General features: G+C 46.8%; 12 protein-coding genes. 6 read left to right on the plus strand and 6 right to left on the minus strand.

The genetic code is table 11. The features are described 5' to 3' along the window. Positions 1 to 6: 6 nt before the first annotated feature. Positions 7 to 1,080 (minus strand): efflux RND transporter periplasmic adaptor subunit, encoded by a 1,074-nt coding sequence (locus AC1XTG_RS24195; RefSeq protein ID WP_484843745.1) that lies wholly within the window; start codon positions 1,078 to 1,080, stop codon positions 7 to 9. A 231-nt stretch (positions 1,081 to 1,311) separates the two neighbouring features. Between AC1XTG_RS24195 and AC1XTG_RS24200 the strand changes: the two genes are divergently transcribed. Both AC1XTG_RS24200 and AC1XTG_RS24205 read left to right on the plus strand, forming a co-directional pair. Then, positions 1,312 to 7,368, plus strand: coding sequence for an alpha-2-macroglobulin family protein (locus tag AC1XTG_RS24200; protein ID WP_484843746.1), 6,057 nt, complete (start codon positions 1,312 to 1,314; stop codon positions 7,366 to 7,368). A 7-nt stretch (positions 7,369 to 7,375) separates the two neighbouring features. Further along, positions 7,376 to 8,392, plus strand: coding sequence for an RNA ligase family protein (locus AC1XTG_RS24205; protein ID WP_484843747.1), 1,017 nt, complete (start codon positions 7,376 to 7,378; stop codon positions 8,390 to 8,392). Here AC1XTG_RS24205 and AC1XTG_RS24210 read toward each other — a convergent pair. The 5 genes from AC1XTG_RS24210 to AC1XTG_RS24230 form a co-directional block, all read right to left on the minus strand. Next, positions 8,385 to 9,602, minus strand: a complete 1,218-nt coding sequence (locus AC1XTG_RS24210) for a DegT/DnrJ/EryC1/StrS family aminotransferase (RefSeq protein WP_484843748.1) — start codon at positions 9,600 to 9,602, stop codon at positions 8,385 to 8,387. The two genes, AC1XTG_RS24205 and AC1XTG_RS24210, sit on opposite strands and share 8 nt — an antisense overlap. A gap of 41 nt (positions 9,603 to 9,643) precedes the next feature. Further along, entirely contained in the window at positions 9,644 to 11,419 is a 1,776-nt protein-coding gene (locus AC1XTG_RS24215) for a purple acid phosphatase family protein (RefSeq protein ID WP_484843749.1), read from the minus strand. Between the two features lie 81 nt (positions 11,420 to 11,500). Continuing rightward, positions 11,501 to 13,213 (minus strand): SusD/RagB family nutrient-binding outer membrane lipoprotein, encoded by a 1,713-nt coding sequence (locus AC1XTG_RS24220; RefSeq protein WP_056291580.1) that lies wholly within the window; start codon positions 13,211 to 13,213, stop codon positions 11,501 to 11,503. Positions 13,214 to 13,248: 35 nt separating this feature from the next. Beyond that, positions 13,249 to 16,590, minus strand: coding sequence for a SusC/RagA family TonB-linked outer membrane protein (locus AC1XTG_RS24225; protein ID WP_484843750.1), 3,342 nt, complete (start codon positions 16,588 to 16,590; stop codon positions 13,249 to 13,251). Positions 16,591 to 16,638: 48 nt separating this feature from the next. Beyond that, positions 16,639 to 16,818 carry a hypothetical protein gene (locus AC1XTG_RS24230; protein WP_056291582.1) on the minus strand — a complete coding sequence of 60 codons (180 nt, stop codon included), beginning with the start codon at positions 16,816 to 16,818 and terminating at the stop codon, positions 16,639 to 16,641. A 137-nt stretch (positions 16,819 to 16,955) separates the two neighbouring features. Between AC1XTG_RS24230 and AC1XTG_RS24235 the strand changes: the two genes are divergently transcribed. The 4 genes from AC1XTG_RS24235 (at position 16,956) to AC1XTG_RS24250 (ending at position 20,708) form a co-directional block, all read left to right on the plus strand. Then, the gene (locus AC1XTG_RS24235) at positions 16,956 to 18,374 is read left to right on the plus strand and encodes a BamA/TamA family outer membrane protein (protein WP_484843751.1); all 1,419 of its coding nucleotides are present in this window, start codon (positions 16,956 to 16,958) and stop codon (positions 18,372 to 18,374) included. A 96-nt stretch (positions 18,375 to 18,470) separates the two neighbouring features. Further along, the gene (locus AC1XTG_RS24240; RefSeq protein ID WP_484843752.1) at positions 18,471 to 19,085 is read left to right on the plus strand and encodes a hypothetical protein; all 615 of its coding nucleotides are present in this window, start codon (positions 18,471 to 18,473) and stop codon (positions 19,083 to 19,085) included. Between the two features lie 5 nt (positions 19,086 to 19,090). Further along, positions 19,091 to 19,798, plus strand: coding sequence for a peptidylprolyl isomerase (locus tag AC1XTG_RS24245; protein WP_484843753.1), 708 nt, complete (start codon positions 19,091 to 19,093; stop codon positions 19,796 to 19,798). Between the two features lie 7 nt (positions 19,799 to 19,805). Continuing rightward, positions 19,806 to 20,708 (plus strand): SDR family oxidoreductase, encoded by a 903-nt coding sequence (locus tag AC1XTG_RS24250; protein ID WP_484843754.1) that lies wholly within the window; start codon positions 19,806 to 19,808, stop codon positions 20,706 to 20,708. Positions 20,709 to 20,767 lie beyond the last annotated feature (59 nt).

Raw genomic sequence — 20,767 nt, forward strand, 5'->3', positions numbered from 1 at the left:
AGGATATCAGTTCATCTTGACGGCTGTATTCGGCTTGATCGCAATGATTCCGGAGGTAATGAGCGAGTCGCCGGGTTGAAGACCGTCAACTACCTGAATTTTCTTGTCGGTCCGTAAACCTGTCGTCACCATCACTTCCTGTGCCTTTCCATTCTTTACCACAAAAACCTTCTTGCCTTTCAAAACGGGCACAATCGCCTCGGTAGGGACCATCAGAGCGGCTCTGTTTGCTTCCAGATCTGCAAGTATCTTAACAAACATTCCGGGAACAAACCGGTTTGACGGATTTTGTGCGACTGCTCTAATGCGCAGTGTTCTCAAATCCTCGTCAACCTTCGGGTCAATGGCCAGAATTTTCGCATTGTAAGTAGCGGGGTCACCGTCGAGGCTGAACTTCACTGTGTTACCGATTCGGATATTCGGGGAGTATTTTTCAGGCACTGTAAAGTCAATCTTCACCGGATTGCTTTGCACAATGGTTACGATGGGCGTACCCGGAGCCAGATATGCGCCTTCACTGATGTATTTCAAACCAATGCGGCCACTGAAAGGCGCGCGGATCTCGGTCTTTTCAAGCTGAGCTTGCAATACTTCCTTTTCCGCTTCCAGAAGGCGAATGTTATTAGAAGTCACATCATATTCTTCCAGGTTGATCGCTTCCACATTCAACAGCTTCTTCTGGCGCGCCTCGATTTTCTTGCTAAGATCCTGGTTGTAAGCTACTTTTTGCAACTGCGCCTGTAACTCGCGGTCATTGATCTTGGCGATCAGCTGGCCTTTTGTGATTTGCGCGCCTTCCTGGATATTCAGCTTTACGAGCCTTCCCGAAGTTTCCGCCATCAGATTTACCTCTTCATTCGGCAGCACGGTACCTGACGCGAATATTTGATTTTCAATGGTTTCATTTTTCACAACAAACACATTCACCGGAACCGGAGCGCCACCCGCGGACTTGGCACCTTTCCCTTCACCGCTCTTTTTGGTGTTGCCGCTTCCATCGGTACCTGGCTTTGAGAAGATAAAAAGCTTACCTATTACCAGCCCTACAATGATTACCCCCACCAGCATTATTGTACGCATGATCTTACTTCAAATAAATTTCGTTCAAAAACAATACTAATAAATTATATTCCCTTATCTCACCTAATTAAAGATACTTCATATTGTACAAAGCGGCAACGAGTAATTTTTATACTTCCCGGCAATGGGAAAGTTGTGTTACCATTTTATTTCCAAATACCTCCTTTGGATAATTGGTTTACCCTCATTTACTCTGTTAAACTATATTTAATAAAACCTCACATTACCAAAATGAAAACCTCCTACAGTGCCACGATTTTACTATCCACACTATTTCTTATCCTAAATACAATGCACGCAAACAGCCAGAACCCGATTAAAACCTATGATGCCAATTGGAAGAAAGTAGCAGATTTACAGGCAACGGGTCTTGCTAAATCTGCATTGACGGAAGTCCGCGAGATTTACAGGCAAGCCAGACAAGAAAAGCAGGACGCACAGGTGATCAAAGCTGCCATCGCAATGGTCACTCTGCAGAGCGAGCTCAGGGAAGACAATGAGATTGCAGCTATTAAAGACCTGGAAGCCGAACTTGCAAACAGTTCGGGTGTGGTTAAGTCAATTTTCAGCAGCCTGTTAGCCAGTCACTACTACAATTACTACCAGCAAAGACGGTGGCAGATCTATCAGCGCACCGAAACAACCGGCTTCGTAAAGGAAGATATTAATACCTGGTCAACGGGTGATTTTCATAGCAGGATCGCTGAGCTATACCTGGCTTCCCTTCAGAATGAAAAAGAGCTGCAGCAAACAAAACTGGAACCCTTCGATGCAATCATCACAAAGGGCAACGTCCGCCAGCTGCGTCCTACCTTATACGATTTGCTTGCTCATAACGCATTAGGATACTTTTCTTCAGACGAAGCAGAATTGAAGAGACCTGCCTATGCCTTTGAAGTCAATTCAGCATCAGCCTTCGATCCTGCGGCGGATTTTATACACCGCCATTTTGAAACGAAAGATTCTGCCTCGCTCGAACTGTATGCATTGAAGCTCTATCAAAAATTAATTGCATTCCACCTTAATGATCCGATTCCTGATGCATTGATTGATGTTGACTTGGCCCGCATTCAATATGTGAAGCAAAAGTCTGTGCATGAGCAGACGGACGAGCTTTACTATATGTCAATCAATCACATTGCGCAGCAATATCAGCAAACCCCGGCGGCGGCCCAGGCTTGGTACTTGCTGGCTCAATACTACTTTCTGCTGGGGAGTTCCTACAATGCAGGAGCAGATTCTGCGCATCGGTTTGAGAAAGTAAAAGCGCTGTCTCTCTGCAAGGATATCATCAAACAAAATCCTAAAACCGAGGGCGGGATCAATGCGGTGGGTTTACTAAGTAGCATTCGGGAAAAGACACTGCAATTTAATGCGGAACATGTAGTAGTTCCTGAAAAGCCTTTCCTGGTTTTTGTTGAGTATAAAAATATTAACAACTTATACCTCAGGTTTGTACATGCAACAGCGTCACTTAAATCCGGCTTTGAAAAACGCGATAGTGATACTTTCTGGCGAACGGTTTCCAAAGCGCCGGCTGTCAGGAACTGGACCCAGCCTTTGCCGGAGACCAAAGATTATCAGGAGCATAGCGTGGAAATCAAAGCAGATGCATTGCCGACAGGCGAATACATGCTGCTGGCCAGTTCAAGCCCCGACTTCTCCGATACGCAATCCATTGGCGGCGTGCGGCTTTTGTATGTAAGCAACATCAGCTACATCCAGCGCGAGCGCGACTATTTCGTTTTGCACCGCGATACCGGACAGCCACTTGCAGGAGCTACTGTGAAAAGGTGGGATTCCGCATTTGATTATCAAACACGAACTTATAAGAAAAGCCTTGCTGCGCATTATACGACAGACAAAAACGGGTATTTTAGAGAGAGTATGCCCAGCCAGTCGAAGGTACAGTCAGAATCTTTTGAGATACTTCATGGGAGTGACAGGCTTTTCATTCAGGAATCTACAAATACCTACTACAATGATGAGGAAGAGGAGGAGGAAGCGGGCACTACGATTTACCTGTTTACAGACCGAAGCTTGTACAGGCCGGGACAAACTGTTTTCTTCAAAGGCATTGTGGCCGAGGGAACCAGTGTCCTGAAAGACAAGAGCAGGAAAATTGCGATCAAGCTTCAAAATGCCAACTATGAAGAGGTTGAGACCGTTACCAAAACTGTGAACGATTTTGGCAGCTTCTCAGGCTCCTTTGTGCTTCCTGGAACGGGCTTGAATGGTGACTTTTCGATTTTGGCTGACGACGACCACGCCGTTTCTTTCCAGGTTGAAGAATATAAGCGGCCCCGGTTTGCAGTCAGCTTTGATACACTTCGTAATACTTACAAGTTGGGTGACACGATCAGGGTTATGGGTACCGGAACCGCTTATGCGGGCAACCGGATAGATGGCGCAAAGGTGGTTTACAGAGTAGTGAGAAATGAAAGGTTCTTGTATCCGTGGACGCGGAGAACCGGCTATTTTCCACTCAGCCCACCAAAGGAAATTACCCACGGCGAGACTGTTACAGATCAGCAAGGACGGTTTTATGTGATTTTTGAAGCAACACCAAATGCAAAGACGGACAAGAACTTCGATCCCGTATTCAACTACACCATTTATGCAGATGTGACAGATACAAACGGAGAAACAAGAAGTGCTGAAACTTCGGTTTCTGTTGGATATAAATCATTGCTGATCAACGCCGAAATCCCCGAGAGAGCTTCGGCTGATGATTTTACCCGGCTGAAAGTCCGCACAGAAAACATGAATGGCGGGTTTGTTCCAGCTGCGGTAAAAGTGAAACTTACCCGCCTCATTCCTGAGAGCAGACTAATTCGTCCACGATACTGGGCACAGCCAGATATGTTTGTGATGACCAAATCCGAGTTTGTAGACAGTTTCCCACACGATGAATACAACAATGAAACTGAAAAAGAAAACTGGCCGGAGCAGGCGGTAGTTTTCGAAAAGTCGCAGGCACTTACCGCTCATGAAGAGCTGGCATTTCCCGGCCAGAAAGTCGCCGCGGGATTTTACAAAATAGATATTGCTGCGACGGGTCAGGACGGGGACGAAGTAAAGGATACCAGGTACATTGAACTGACCGAAGAAACGAATCCTAAGCTGCCAAGCCCGGAGTACCAATGGACTAAGAGCGGCCCAGCGGTTGAACCCGGAGAGGAAACGAATGTGCAATTTGCAACTTCTGCGCCAGACGTTTTCTTAATCAGCACTTCCGGCAAGACTGAAAATCCTGTGAATTTTTCATTTCTAAAACTGAACAATGAAAAACGGATTTTCACACTTTTGGCGAAAGAAGCGGACCGGGGCGGATATGCCATTGATTATGTATTTGTAAAACATAACCGCGTGCACCAGGCGCAGAACTTCGTAGATATCCCCTGGACTAATAAAGAGCTGAAAATCGAATACGAAACATTCCGCGACAAAGCATTGCCAGGAAGCAAAGAGCAATGGAAGGTCAGAATATCCGGGTATAAAAAGGAACAAGTCGCCGCTGAAATGCTAGCAAGCATGTACGACGCTTCACTTGATCAGTTTTACGACCATCAATGGACCAAGCCGGACCACTGGCCAACTGGCAGGATGCTAAACAGGTGGGCTAATGGAATTAATTTCATGTCGAAAGATGCGGGAATTGTCAACTTTCTGTTTTCTCCGGAAAAAACTTTTGAGAAGAGTTACGATCAGCTAATCTATCCGAGGACTGGTCGAATGTCAAGAGGGGGTGGGAGAAATGTTCGACATCGTCGAACTCTGTCCCGAGACCAGCTCTCTTACAAGAAGCCGGAAATGCCAGAAGAAGAAGTTGCGACTACAGTAGAAGCTCCGCCGATGATTGGCGAGGATTTAAGCGCATTAAACGAAGTTGTGACAGTCGGGTATGGACAAACAAAGCCCCAAACTCCTGCTGTTGAACCTGAAAAGACCAAAGTCCGAAAGAACTTCAACGAAACTGCATTCTTTTTACCGGATCTAAAAACGGATGAAAATGGTGCGATAACCTTTTCATTTACATTGCCTGAGGCACTTACCCGCTGGAAGTTTCAGGCTTTGGCGCATACGCCTGAGTTGGCATTCGGTTATAGTAAAAAGGAGATTGTCACCCAGAAAGAGCTGATGGTACAGCCTAATGCGCCGCGTTTTTTGCGCGAGGGTGACCAGATCCTGTTCCCCGCAAAAATTGCCAACCTATCTGATCGTACATTGAACGGGAATGCGACTTTGCAACTTTTCGATCCTGCCACCAATGAAAATGTTACCGCACACTTCGGGCTGATTTCAAATGAAAAAGCTTTTTCAATCACAGCCGGGCAAAGTGCAACCGTCGATTTCAATTTAAACATCCCGGCTGGTTACCATCACGCACTTACCTGGCGTGTAGTTGCAAAAGCCGCGAACCTGTCCGACGGAGAGGAGAATACCTTACCTGTATTGTCAAACCTGATGCTCGTGACGGAAAGTTTGCCGCTGACAATGCGCGGGTCCGGCAAAAAGGAATTCAGATTTGAGAAGCTGATCAACTCAGCGAATTCAAAGTCCCTCGCCCATGAATCTGTTACTGTTGAATACACCAGCAATCCGGCCTGGTACGCGGTGCAGGCGCTGCCCTATATAATGGAATATCCACATGAATGTGCCGAGCAAACCTGGAACCGTTATTGTGCCAATGCAGTAGCAAGCAATATCGTAAGCAAATCACCCAGGATCGCTGCCATTTTCAATTCCTGGAAAACAGTTGATACAGTTGCGTTGGCGAGCAACCTTCAAAAGAATCAGGAGCTCAAATCCTTACTTCTTGAAGAAACACCCTGGGTACTCGCCGCGAAGTCCGAATCGGAACAGAAGCGGAATATCGCATTGCTTTTTGATTTGATAAAAATGAAAGGCGAACTGGATACTTACCTCGCAAAACTGAGGGAAATGCAAAACGAAAGTGGCGGATTTCCCTGGTTCAAAGGCGGGCATGACGATCGGTATATCACCCAATATATTGTAACAGGAATTGGCAGGTTATTTCAAAAGAAGGTTATCGCCGAAAATCGTGATATCAATGCGATCATTGAAAAAGCATTCCCGTATCTGGATCGTCAGATCAAAGAAGACTATGACAGGCTGATCAAAAATCAAGTCAACATGCAGGAATACGTTCCCGGACCGCAGCAGGTGCAGTACCTGTATATGCGATCGTGCTTTGACGATGCGCCTATTGAAACAACTGCATTCGATGCGTATGAATTCTTTCTGCAACGCGCCAGGGCGAGCTGGCCAAAGCAATCCAAATACATGCAGGGACTGATTGCACTTATGCTGCACCGTTCAAAAGATGCGGCCACGCCGAAGGCGATTCTGAAATCACTGCGGGAAACTTCGATCAGCAACGAAGAACTGGGGATGTACTGGAAAAACACCCGGAGCTGGTGGTGGCATGAGGCTCCTATCGAGCAGCAGGCACTTTTGATAGAAGCTTTTCATGAAATAGCGGGTGATAGTGCAACAGTGGATAAACTGAAAACCTGGCTGCTCAAAAACAAGCAAACCAACCGCTGGGAAAGTACCAGAGCAACTGCCGAAGCTTGTCACGCACTTTTGCTGACGGGAAATAATTGGCTGGTTGAAGAGAAAGTACCAACTGTCCGAATCGGGAGCGAGGTTATAAAGCCCGACAATATCGAATCAGGAACCGGCTATTTTAAGAAGGCTTTCGAAAGCAGCGTGGTCAATGCTGAAATGGGCAAAATTGAGGTGGATATAAGCAGCAGCGGTAATTCCAAATCGCCCGGCTGGGGAGCTGTGTACTGGCAATATTTTGAGGATCTGGATAAAATCACGTTTTCAGAAACGCCATTGAAATTATCCAAGAAGCTGTTTATACAAACAAATACAGACCGCGGACCTGTGTTGTCGGAGGTTAAGGAGGGTGACAGCGTCAAAGTGGGAGACAAAATCGTCGTGCGCATTGAGCTGCGCGTGGATCGTGATATGGAATACGTGCATATGAAGGATATGCGTGCAGCTGCACTGGAACCTGTGAACGTATTAAGCGGCTACAAATGGCAGGGCGGATTGGGATACTACGAATCCACGAAGGACGCCAGTACCAATTTCTTCTTTGACCGACTGAGAAAAGGGACTTACGTGTTCGAATATCCCCTATTCGTAAATCACCAGGGCAATTTCAGCAATGGAATAACGAGCATTCAATGCATGTACGCGCCCGAGTTCACCGCGCATAGCGAAGGAATCAGGATCAGCATTCGAAAATGAGGTTAGCATGAACATAAACAAGCTGCTGGAATACGAAAAAATCCCTTCCAGCCTTAAAGATATGATTGCTGACGAGCAGATTGCCAATCAGCTTAACAGGATGGAATGGGTCGCAACCGAGAAAATCCATGGCGCAAATTTCAGATTTATATACCAGGGGAAAAGGCTGTATTTTGGAAAACGAAAGGAATTGCTTGCCTGGGAAGACGATTTCTTTGGTTTTCAAGAGGTGGTAGTAGCAATAGAGTCTCACATTATCGCCTTGTGCGAGCAGTTGTCGCTTGATTCCGGTGCTGACACTATCATAATTTTTGGCGAGTTGTTTGGCGGCTTGTACCCACATGCGGATGTACCTGTTCGCGCGCACATTGAAGCAATTCAAACAGGCATTTACTATTCGTCTGACATTCGTTTTTGTGCCTTCGATATTGCATTTAAAAATGAGCCAGACAAGAAAACATACCTGAGCTACGCACAATCCCTGACCTACTTCGATCGCTTCGGCATTCTTTACGCAAAGCCTTTAAAGACCGGAAAACTAACGGATTTGCTGAATCTTGACCTGCGCATTGAAAGCCGCATACCCTTTGAGCTTCGTCTGCCCGTGATTGCAGGTAACTGGATTGAGGGTGTTGTCATCAAGCCTTTCGGCCAGCTTCCGGATACAGTACCATTCCGCCCGATTCTCAAACTCAAAAATCCGGAATTTGAAGAGAACCAAATGTACCATCAGGCTAAAAAATGGTCATTGATACCAAATGTGAATAGCCTATCCCGAAAGCTGGATTTCCTGATGGATGAAGTAAGAAATTACATCAACGAAAACAGGCTCAACAGCGCCATCTCCAAAATCGGAAAACTCAGCCCAGCTAACAAAAATCAAATCGTTACGGAGTTCATGGAAGATGTCCTGACGAATTTTAACCTGAATCATAACAACATACTGGAAGAATTGGGTGAAGCAGAAATTAAATGGATCAGGAATCGGGTGGAAGCTGAAATCCTGCGGCTACTTGCTAGCTGATCATCGCACGCTGTATCTTCAAAATCGCATGCACGAATTGCTCTATATCCTCTTTATCCCCCAGCATTGCATGTTGCAGTATCCAGACTGCGTCTGTGCTGCAAGCTTGCTCAGCTACCGGGCAATGCACCTTCGTATAGTCAACATATTCAGGAATGGCGTAGCACATGAAGTTCTTATTCTGAAAAAGCGGCTGCTTGTAGAGCGGGTGCGGATAACCCTTGAAGCAAGGCACACCTTCCGCAGCCAGCATTTCAGCAAATTCATTCTTAGGTAATCCCCCAAATGCGGAAGCGTCGTACTTGAAAATGTATATATGATAACAATGCAGGGTAACTTCCTCGTTACGTTGCAGCGGGGTAATTCCTTTAACCTTACTCAGCAAAGTATTGAGATACATTCCATTGCTGTTACGCGCTCGCGTTTGTGCTTCCAGTCTTTTCAGCTGTGCAGACAGCAGTACCGCCTGCATTTGAGTGATCCGATAGTTGCAGCCGGGATTGTAGTGATCATACCACTGTCCTCCTTCAATGCGGCCCACATTTCTCAGAGAATGCATTGTTGCGTAGAGTTCATCATCGTCCGTGATCACAATTCCGCCTTCACCGGCAGTCAGGTTTTTGGAAGATTGAAAACTAAAACTGCCTACATGCCCGATTGAGCCCAATTTTTTCCCTTTGTATTCCGCGCCGTGTGCGTGCGCCGCGTCTTCAATTACTTTCAGATTATATCGCCGGGCAATATTCATAATCGCATCCATATCGCAGGCCAATCCGCCGAAATGTACCGGTATAATTGCCTTGGTACGTTCCGTAATGGCAGCTTCAATGGCAGCCGGACTGATGTTATAAGTATCAGGATCAATGTCTACGAAAACGGGTACGCAATTGCATTCAATGACGGAAGAGGCTGTTGTGATAAAAGTATAAGGCGGAACGATCACCTCATCTCCCGGCTTAACCCCGCACGCAATCAATGCAAGGCGCAGTGAAACAGAACCATTCACACAGGTTATCGCATATTTACTGCCGCAATAAGCTGCAAATTCCGCTTCAAACCGGGCTACTGCGTCACCACAGTCCGGGTTTCCCCATTTGCCGCTCGCAACGATTTCCGTTACTGCATTCACTTCCTGCTCGTCGAAAACAGGCCAGTGAAAGTTGGCATTAATGGTTTTCGGACCGCCTTGAATTGCCAGTTTTTCGCTCATAATGGTGTCTCGTTTTAATTGTATACTAATCGTACCCGCAACTATTTACGGATTACCAACTCGTCTTTCAGCTTTCCGGCGGGATCCAGGCATTTATAATGGAGCTCCCCGTCTTTAATAGAAATATGCTGGTAAAGTGGCCCGTCCTTGTATCTGACAACCGCATAGCTCTCGTCTGGCCATTGCTCCTGCTTACCCGGTATGCTGATCGACATGGTATAAATGGTCCCTTCTGCGGGACTCACAGCCGGCTTCCCTGCGTACATGGGCTTGGTCCGGAGATAGTAATGCATGTGCCCGTTCATCACCATATCCACATGGTATTTGTCAAAAAGTGAACACCATTCCCGCATGATCTCCTCGTAAGGTTCTTGCAGATTGTAAGGCGGAAAATGGAACATCACAAACTTCCATTTCGATTTGCTGTTTTTTAACGTCGCTTCCACCCAGGCGCTTTGTTTCGGAACAGACAATGTTGCGTCCAGCATTACAAACAATGCATTCTGATATTCAAAAGAATAGGTCATTTCAGAAGGCTGACCTGCGGGCCCGTTTTCAGGCAAACTAAACATTTCCTTGTACATCCAGGCACCGAGCCCATCCTGACTATCGTGGTTTCCGGGAACCGGCATCAGCGGGCGTGTAGTGAAAGTTTTGCCGCTATGCGCCCAAAGCTGGTCCCATTCGTCCCGATGTAAGCCTGTACTCACCAAGTCCCCCGCAATAGAGAAAAAGGCAGTTTCAGGATGTCGCCTGATCGACCACTGCGCCATATCCCCCCATACAGGTGAATAATGCGTATCGCCAAACCAGATGAATGAGAAATCCGCTTTGTTTGCCGGTGCCGTTTTAAATGCAGCCGCTTGTGCCCATTGATTTTGCTCACTCCGCAATGCATATCCGTACTCAGAGCCCGGCTTTAATTCTTTGAGCTTGGCAGTAAAGCGGTTTACATAGCGATCATTTTGTAACAACCTGTCCTCCATTTTAAACAAGGAGGCTTTTGCAAAAAGCGTATCATTTGCGCCCGTTTTCCAGTATTTGACTTCGCCAGCTTGCACGGTGCTTGCTGTCCGCCATTGAATGTCCACGGTTGTTTGCGGATCGCCGCTCCATGTAAGCAGTACCTGGTCAGGCTGCGCCGACGAAGGATGCGGTGTAGTCCTGAATGCTTTTACCAGATGTGCTTCTCTCGCCCTGCCGCGCACGGTTGTAAAAAGTACCTGCCCTTTCAATTTGTCCGGCACTTCCGTTAACACAAGTCCGTCCCAATCGTGGTAGGTAAATGCGCCCGGCTGCATGGTGCTCAGCTTGTACTGGGCGGGCATCACATTTGAAATTTCAAGCTTACTGGCTTTATCTTGCGGAGCTACACTGATAAAGTAAACAGGCCTGTGCTTATCAAAGCCATTGATCCCCAAACCAATGTCGCCTTCATCGAAATCTTTCTGCCAGACTTCGTACGTATATTCTTCGTTTTTGACCAGCATCTCCGTTTTCCTGAAACCGCTTTCTGCCAGCCAAAATGGTTCGACGCGCTGAGCAGTATCCCGCATTACGGAAACCGTCACAGGCACATTGGCATGAAAAGTCCAGAATTTACCGGCAAGCACTTCTTTCTCTTCTGCGGTCAGAAAGCCAAGTATGTAGTTTTCAGAAATCGTGTCCAGCTGCGCAGGTGAAAGGTTTTCATAAAACCGGGTTACCGCGCTATCGATTACCTCCTTCACATTTCCTTCCGGCAATGCTTTCTTCTGATGATTACAGGATACTAATGCAAGCAGCAGCAGGCCGGTCGTAAGTAGCTTCATTTTCATATATCATTTATCAAAACAAAACCGGGACTGTCAACATTTGCAGCCCCGGTCTAAAATCTATTCACTTCAAAACAATTTCAATTACCAGGGCTTTCCGGTTCCTTGTATCAACCAGGGTTTGGACCACTGGCTATTCTTTTTGCGGGGACCTGAAAAACTCGTTTCTTCCAACCTGTCAATTGCGCTCCTTACACTTGCGCCATTGTTGTTCAATTCATTATTACTGTAAATGAAGCGCAATGGAAGCGCCCGGGACGAAGGTGCCACACCTGGAACCAGCGCAGGTAAGCCCGTCCTTCTGAAATCAAACCAGGCCTCGGTTGCTGTTGTCCAGCTGGCTATCCACTTCTGCTCGATAATCTGCGCCAATGTACCTTTATAAGCTACCGTTTTGATAAAAGCATCGTATTGATTTTCAACTCCCCAGGTTTGCAGTGATTGCCGGATCGCGTTGTTGTAATGCGTTTCTGCACTTCCTGCTGCCCAACCCTTCTGTGCCGCTTCGGCTAGGATGAATGAAGTTTCAGAAGCAGAAGCCAGTCTCGCTTTCAATATCCCTCCTTTTTGCCCCTGATACGTATAGCTCAGTTGTGACGCATGCTGATTTTGTACCTGCTGACCGGTAGTCGGATTTTCATTGTAATAAGTTGGATCGAGCATCCCGGCAGGTATACCCACGTATTCATTGGTATTGATTGGTCCATTAAAAAAGTCAGGACGCGTCGGTTTGTACGTATTTGGGTTAAAATGGCGGGTGTACTTGTTTCCGGCAGCGATACCAGCTTTCAATTCTTGCTCGGTAAGTGACTTAACCCCTGTCTGGATCACCCCGTTTTTGCGGATAAACTCGTCCATTCCCGTAGCAAGTGCCGGATCTGCAACCCACCTCACGTGAACTGGCTGAAACCAGACTTTTAAACGCGGATCATTGTTGGTCACCAGGCTGTTCATCAATGTGGCAGCCGGTCTTCTTCTCCGCCAGCCGGACTCACTTACGTCATAAGCTATTGCATTTGGCCAGGAGTTGTTTGAAGCTGTGCCTATGAACTCCATCACGGCGTCGTCCGCTGCATCCTTAATGTAGATACCTGAAGTGTAAACGGATTCTATGCCTGCTTTTGAAATGTCAGGCAGCTTGGAAGAAATGCGCATATAGTAGCGCAGCAAAAGTGTATTTGCAAACTTCTGCCACTTTTGCGTGTTTCCATTGAAATAAACATCGTACCCCGGCGCATAAGTACCCGCATCGCCAGTGGCGAACATGGCAGAAGCTGTTTTCAGATCTTCAATCACACCTTTGTAAATAACTTCCTGGCTATCAAACTCCGGAAGCATTTGACCTTCATCACCTTTCAGTGCATTGGTGTAAGGCGCGTCGCCCCATAAATCGGCGATAGTCCCGAAAATAAAGGACTTCATGGTCAGCGCTACTGCCTGGTGAAACTTCGAATTGGTCTCAACCGCTCTTTTATAAAGCAGATTGTTGTTACGCAGGAAACCGTACCAGGCTGTCCATTCAGAATCCTCTTCCGACCAGTCATAGTCATTAAAACCATTTTTCCAGGCATCTTCCTGTGTATGCTGAACTACGCCGGCAATGCGGCCAAACCCCAGCCCAAGGTATTGATTGGCAACACCAGTCATCACAGTCGGCATAAGCAGGTTTGGATTTGCGCTGTTCGGATCCACGCCATTCGGGTTTTCATTGATCTCCGTCAGCGACTCGTTACAGGAAGTCACCGCCAGCAGCATCATGATAAATGCTATTTGAGGAATGTATTTAAAAATCTTCATCGCTTTATGATTAAATATGAATAAGCGTTTGAGCCTTAAAAGTCAAAGTTGAGCTTGAATCCGAATGGAATGGTCCAGGGCATTACGTTCTGGCGCTCGATACCCTGACGGAAACCACCTTTGGAAGGATCTGCCCAGAATGCTCTCTCAGGATCAATACCAATGTTCGCAGCTGTCCACAACATGATATTTCTTGTGTAAACAGAAAGGTTCGCATTGCGGATTGTACCAAAAAGCACCGGGATCTTATAGTTTAACGTCACCTCTCTCAATTTCACAAAAGAAGCGTCGAAAGTAATCTGCTGATTGTAATCCCATGGATAGGCATTGGTAATCGGCATTGTTTTTGTGCCTGGGCCACCTAACCATTCGTGGTAGTTACCATCTTTATCCTCCCAAACACCCGGAATAAATGCACCGTCGCCATCTTCACCAAACCCGCCGGTAGCGGCTGTATGTCCACCGACTCTCGGGAAGTTTCCATTTTTCGGAATAATGTATTTCTCAGGGTCCGACTTCAAGAGTGCTACCAATTCATCAGGACTGTACAGGCCGCCCGGGATCAGGTTGTCGATCTGGCGTTGTGATTTCCAGTCGGATTCTCCATAACGATAAGTAAATGACATAAACTCTCCGCCCTGGCGCCAGTCAAAGCTCAGGCCAAGCGAAAATCTTTTGTAAGAAAGTGTAGCCTGCGCGCCCACAAGAAAGTCGGGATTATAGTTACCTACCTTCACGTTGGTCTCGCGCCCGCCTGCTCTTTGCCAGTCCATATCACCATTACCCTCTTCATCATAAGCGATAATTGGCCAGCGATAGTACGGTGAACTTTTGTCTGTAACAGATGCAAAACCGCGGCTGTAAATGTTACCAATCTGCTCACCTACGTAAGTATAAGCACCAGCGCCGTTTTCACTCCATTGCTCGAAGAAGGGGAAGTTTGGCGCCAGCTCCTTCACAGTGACACGGTTGCGGCTGAAATTCGCATTCAGATCAAGGCTCCATCCATTCCGGTTATTGATCGGAGTTCCGCCTAATCCGATTTCCCAGCCACGGCTCACCAGTTTTCCTGCATTGATATTCTTGCTGGCGTAACCTGTAGAAGGCGCCATTGGAACACTGAAAATCTGGTTGGTATTGGCGCGGTCATAATAGGTAAGGTCAAAACGCAACCGGTTGTCAAACAAATTGAAATCAACACCACCTTCGACAGATGTTGCTATCTCGGGCAATAAGGTAGGGTTCAGCAAAACATCACCCAGGTTAGCAGTTACCAGATCTCCCCAGTTGCCTGTACCCAGATTTGGGTACAGCTGATAAGGATCTGTATCATTACCCACCTGCGCCCAGCCTCCGCGAAGTTTGAAGAGAGACACATAGGAAGGCAGATTGAATGTAGTGCTCGCCAGCCAGCTCAGAGAAGCAGAAGGATAGAAGTATGACCTGTTTGTCTCAGGCAATGTACTCGACCAGTCATTGCGGGCAGTCAAATCCAGGTATAGCTGGTTTTTAAACCCGATTGAACCCAGCGCGTACAAACTGTAAATCGCCTTTTTGAAGATGCCATTTCCAACAATCCGGTTCCCAACAGGGATATTGGAGATATTATATAACCCCGGAACCGACAAGTCACGACCGCCCAGGTTTGAGCTGTTGCCGTGCTGCTTCATGATGTTACCACCACCGGAAATGTTCACATCCAGATCACCTGCCTTGATATTTTTAGTAATCAGGAAGTCGGCATTGCTTTCATTACGACCGATGTTTTCAAGATAGTAACCACCTTTCGCCATGCTTTTGTAGCTCCACGGAATTTTGGTCTCCCGGTCTTCATCGTACATATCATGTGAGTAGCGAACAAACGCAGTCAAGCCAGGTGCGATAGTCCAATCCAGTTTCAAGTTTCCATATAAACGGTCACGAGTATACGCATTGGTCAGATACTTGGCAAGGAAGTAAGGGTTGTCGATTTCACCTTTGGCAATGGTAAGCTGTTCTATTTGCTCCAATCCCGGCTTCCATACACCTTCCAGATCCTTTATATTATAGCTGGGCGAATAGTACACTGCCTGTAAAGGGTTTCCGTCGCGCTCGGAAGTCTGCGGCCGACTGTTCGAGTTGGATCTAACAAAATTGACATTGGTACTCAATTTCAGATTCTTGTGCATATCGAACGTTCCTGCCACTGACAACGAGTTACGGTAAAGGTCCGAATTGGGGATCAGGCCGCGGTTGCTCATGTTGTTGTAAGAAACCCGGTAAGTAGACTTGTCCGTCGAACCCGAAACCGTCAGGTTGTTGGTTGAAGTAATTCCGGTTTGCAGGAAGTTCTTCATATTGTCTTTATACGATTTCAGCTCGGTCGGCACCGGCTGCCCGTTGGCGTCCAGCGGGCTGTTCCATTGTACTTCTTTAATTCCCTGATCGAGTGGCAAGCCGCCCCAGTAAGCGGAAGATTCGTCCAGCTGAAAAGGTCTTTCTCCGTTCGCATATTTATAATGTAAATCGAGATAGCGGTAAGGTTTTTCAAAAACATTGGATGTTGAAAAAGAAACCCCCAGACCTTTGCCTTTCTTGCCCGATTTGGTAGTGATCAGGATTACCCCGTTACCTGCACGCGAACCATAAAGTGCTGCTGCACTGGGCCCTTTCAATACCGACATACTTTCAATATCGTCGGGATTGATATCAGAAATCGCATTACCGTAATCGACTTTATTACCATTTCCCTTCTCGCTTACGTTGGCGAGACTGTTAGCAAGAGGAACACCGTCGACCACAAACAGCGGCTGGTTGTTTTTCAATGAAGCTGCGCCACGGATAACAATGCTGATCGAAGACCCGATACCGCTCGTCTGGTTGATAGAAACACCTGAAACGCGCCCGGAGAGAGAGGTAAGTACGTTTTCGTTGGCTACATTGGCAATATCCTTAGCTGCCACTTTACCCACATTATAGCCCAGGGAGCGCACATCCCTTTTAAGACCAAGCGCCGTAGTTACAACCGCTTCCTGCAGTGTAGCGACATTTTCTTCCAATACTACATCCATCACACTTTTCCCCTGTACCTCCATTTCAATGGTATTGAAACCAATATAAGAGAATACGAGTACTACATTGCTTCCGTCGGCATCAATGGAATAAGCACCTGCCGCGTCCGTGGTGGTACCTATCTGTGTGCCTTTGATCAGTACATTCACACCCGGCAGCGGCGCACCGTCAACTGCGGACGTTACTTTACCCCTGATCCTGGCCACTGCGAAATCATTTTCAATTTTCACGATCCCGGCTGCAAATGCGGAGATGTCCGTTCCGGAGAAGAAGAGCAGAGCGAGCATACATCGTGCCGCCATTTTCAAAGTCGCTTTCGGTTTCATAATAACAAGTTGGTAGTAGTTAAAAACATAGGTTGCGTTTTGTTAAAATCATTTTTCCTGCTTTTGCCCCTCTTTCAGGAGCTGGTTGAAATAGGCTTCCAAAACATCCGAGTACTCCTGCTGCTGCTCTTCGCTCGTAATGCCGGCGAGCAGCTCAGAAAGCTCTTCCCCTGAAAGCTTATTGCTGATGAGCTTTTCTATCAATGTTTCCGCCCGGGAAAGTGACATGGTTTTTGGCTTGTTATGTATGTCAAGGATACTGGCGGGGCCGGGGAATGGACTACTGATTTTGCAATGTATTTTCCATCATTTTTCACCATATTCAAGGAAAGTATCGTTTCTTTACGGAAACCCGGTTGTGAAGAATGAATTCTGTCAAACGCTGTATTTCTTTTATTTTTCTTCTACTCACTTACACACAAGCAACTTATTCACAAGAGGTTGTACCCGACAGCACCGGCACAATCGTGATTGGAGAAGTAAGTGTGGAGGGAAACCATAAGACACGCACCGGCATTATCCTGCGTGAAATGGCGATCAAACCGGGCGATGCCATACCGGCAGCACTGCTGAAAGAAAAGCTGGAAGTTGACAGGCGCAAGGTGATTAATACCAACCTGTTCATTACTGTAGAGCTTCTTGCCAAACCCAATCCCGATTCGCTGCGTACAGATATCCTGATCCTGGTCAAAGAACGTTGGTACCTCATTGCATTGCCGGTATTCCAGCTGGCCGACCGTAATTTTAATGAATGGTGGTACGAACGCAAGCGTGATCTTTCCCGAACAACTTACGGAGCCTATTTCAGTTACGGAAATGTGACAGGCCGCGCGGATAAGCTTCGTATTCTGGCGGAATTCGGCTTCATTCCGAAGTTTGAAATCGCCTATACCCTGCCCTATCTGGACAAGGCACAAAAGACCGGCATTACCATCGGTACCTCATTTTCGATCAACAAAACCACTGCATACAGGACCTGGCGCGACAAGCTGCAGTACCTCAACAGCGAGGATGTGAACCGCAGGCGCTTTTACACGTACGTTAGCCTCACCCGCCGCAACAAATACTATGCATTTCATTCGGTAGATCTCAGATGGAGCCATTCCCGGATTTCGGATACCATTGCGATTTTGAACCCGAACTACATGCTTGACGGGAGAAGGCGGCAGCAATATGTGCAGCTTACCTACACTTTCAGCTACGATAAGCGGGACAATGTCCAATATGCATTGCAGGGACAGAGCTTTTCGGCACAGATCTCCAAACTGGGTATCCTCCCCGGCGACGATGTGAACACACTTTACTTGTACGGTTCGTACAGGAAATATGTCCCTCTGGGCAAGAATTTCTACTTCAACACCGGCATGAGAGGAAGGGTATCTTTCCCGAAAAGGCAACCATATCTGCAAACGATCGGACTTGGCTACCGGAACGATCTTGTACGGGGTTATGAACTTTACGTGGTGGACGGGCAGGATTATGCCCTTCTTAAAAACGAATTGAAATACCGGCTGTTTTCCGTTCAGAAACATCTCTCGTTCATTCCGATCAGGCAGTTTAACACCATTCCGCTGGCGGCTTATATCAATACTTTTGCAGATGCCGGCTATGTCAAAAACAGTTATCCTGAATTCAGTAATACGAGGCTGGGCAATTCCATGCTATATGGCGCAGGCGCCGGGCTGGACGTGGTAACTTTTTATAATATTGTAACCAGGTTCAATATCACACTGAATGCAAAAGGCGAGCGCCGGTTCTTTTTCAATGTTTCGAGAGAATTCTAGGGCCGTTTTCAGAGTTTGTATTTATCATTAAATTGCATTGACAGGCCAAACCACAGAGCAAGGCACGACTATTTTACCGCACATTAACCTGACTGAATGAAAATAATGTTTACGCCCATGAAATATTGTACTTATTGGGCCTCTATAATGCTCCTGGCGATTATTGTAGGTGGCTGCGATACCAAAACAAATGAAAAATCCGAAGCCTCAACCGATTCGGTAGTTACAGAGCAACCTTCACAACCTGATCTTAACAGCGATCAGTCAGAGCTCCTGGATACCATTCTCGGGTCTGCCGAAGATAGTGAGCAAACTGTGCTGAGAGGAGTTGCATTCGGAGATCCGGTAGCGAAAGTCAAAGCTGCCGAGACATTCGAAATGTTTGAAGAAACAACTGATCACCTCGGCTACACGCACGAAACGAGCCGGCTGGAAACGATCGACGTTCAATATTTTTTTGATAAAGACAAGAAGGTTAACAGGATCACCGTTGACGTTTACCTGAATAGCCCGGAAGCAACAAAACAGCTTTGGCGGGCAGGAAAGAGTCATTTTACGGAAAGTCAAGGTGCACCGAAGGAGGAGCCTAAGAAGATTGTCTGGAACGGAAAATCTGTTCGCGTAAATATGGAAGATGTTTCCGAAGGCAAAGATTACGGGTTAAAATTCCAGTTTTACCCGGCAAATAAAAACGTACTGGCTGCAAACTAATACTTATGAAGACCAAAAATTCGATTATTCTGGCAGCATTGTGTCTGCTGTCTGTTCATGCATTTGCTCAAAAGAAATCTAAAAAAGACGAGGTAGTTACCATCGAGACGGATAAGGGAACAATGCGTTTTATCCTATTTGACGAAACCCCTAAACACAAAGCCAATTTCATTAAGCTTGCCAAGGAAAACTTTTACGACGGCGTACTTTTCCACCGCGTGATCGACGATTTTATGATCCAGGGAGGCGATCCCAAATCGAAAAATGCCAAACCTGACGATAACCTGGGCAATGGGGAAAACGGGTACCGGATACCTGCTGAATTCAGCCCTAAATTGTTTCATCAGAAAGGCGCACTTGCTGCTGCCCGCGATAATAATCCCGCGAAAGAATCGAGCGGCTGTCAGTTTTATGTCGTAGAGGGTCGGAAATGGAGTAAAAACGATCTGGACAAGCAAGCCTCACGGGCAGCCCGTAAGCTGACCGACGCACAACGGAAAGTGTACGAGACTGTGGGAGGTACCCCTCATTTGGACGGTTCTTATACTGTGTTCGGTCAGTTAATTGACGGAATGGATGTAATTGACAAGATTGCTTCTGTTGATAAAAATGAAAGAGACCGGCCGGAGAAGGATATTACGATGAAGGTTTCCGTCAAAAACATGAAAAAGAAGAAGATTACAAGAAAATACGGCTGGAAATACGAGGCTTGATTTACCATTGAAAAAACGAATCTTAATTACCGGCTCAAACGGGCTGCTAGGTCAAAAGCTGGTTGAGCTTCTTGTTCAGCATCCTGACATTGAAACGATTGCGACTGCGAAAGGCGCAAACAGGTTGCCTTTTCAGGAAGGTTATCAGTACCTCGAAATGGACATTACCGATCCCGTGCAGGTAGATGCGATTGTGGGAGAAGTTCGTCCGGATGTAATCATCCACACGGCAGCAATGACCAATGTGGATCAATGCGAACTGGAAAAAGAAGCTTGCTGGAAGCTGAATGTGACTGCAGTTGAAATCCTGATCGCTGCTTGCCGCAAGTACAATGTATTTCTGCAACACCTTTCTACCGACTTTGTATTCGATGGAACCTCCGGCCCGTATAAAGAGGAAGATCTACCAAACCCGATCAGCTTTTATGGTTGGAGCAAGTACGCGGCCGAAAAGGCGGTACTCAGTTCGGATATCCGGTTTGCTATCACCAGAACCGTACTCGTATATGGCATAGCGCACGATATGAGCCGCAGCAATATTATACTTTGGGTTAAAAAATCGCTGGAAGCCGGGAAAAACATTCAGGTTGTTACAGATCAGCATCGCACACCAACCCTTGCGGAGGATCTGGCGACAGGCTGTTTTTTGATTGCTGTAAAAGAAGCAGAGGGCATTTTCCACATTTCCGGAAAAGACTTTCTAACCCCATTCGAAATGGCGATTATGACAGCGGAGTACTTTAATCTTGACAAGTCATTGATCTCCCCTACCGACGCTTCCGCATTCACCCAACCTGCCCGCCGCCCGCCGCGAACAGGTTTCGACCTCAGCAGATCCCGCAGCATTTTAGGCTACGAGCCGCATTCATTTAAAGAAGGAATTGCATTGCTGGCCAGCCAGATAAATTGATTATTCAATGATCTGAATAACTGATTTATCTGGCTGAAAAGGAAAGCTGGATGATCCTG

Source organism: Dyadobacter sp. HNCC25DJ183 (genome assembly GCF_056895175.1).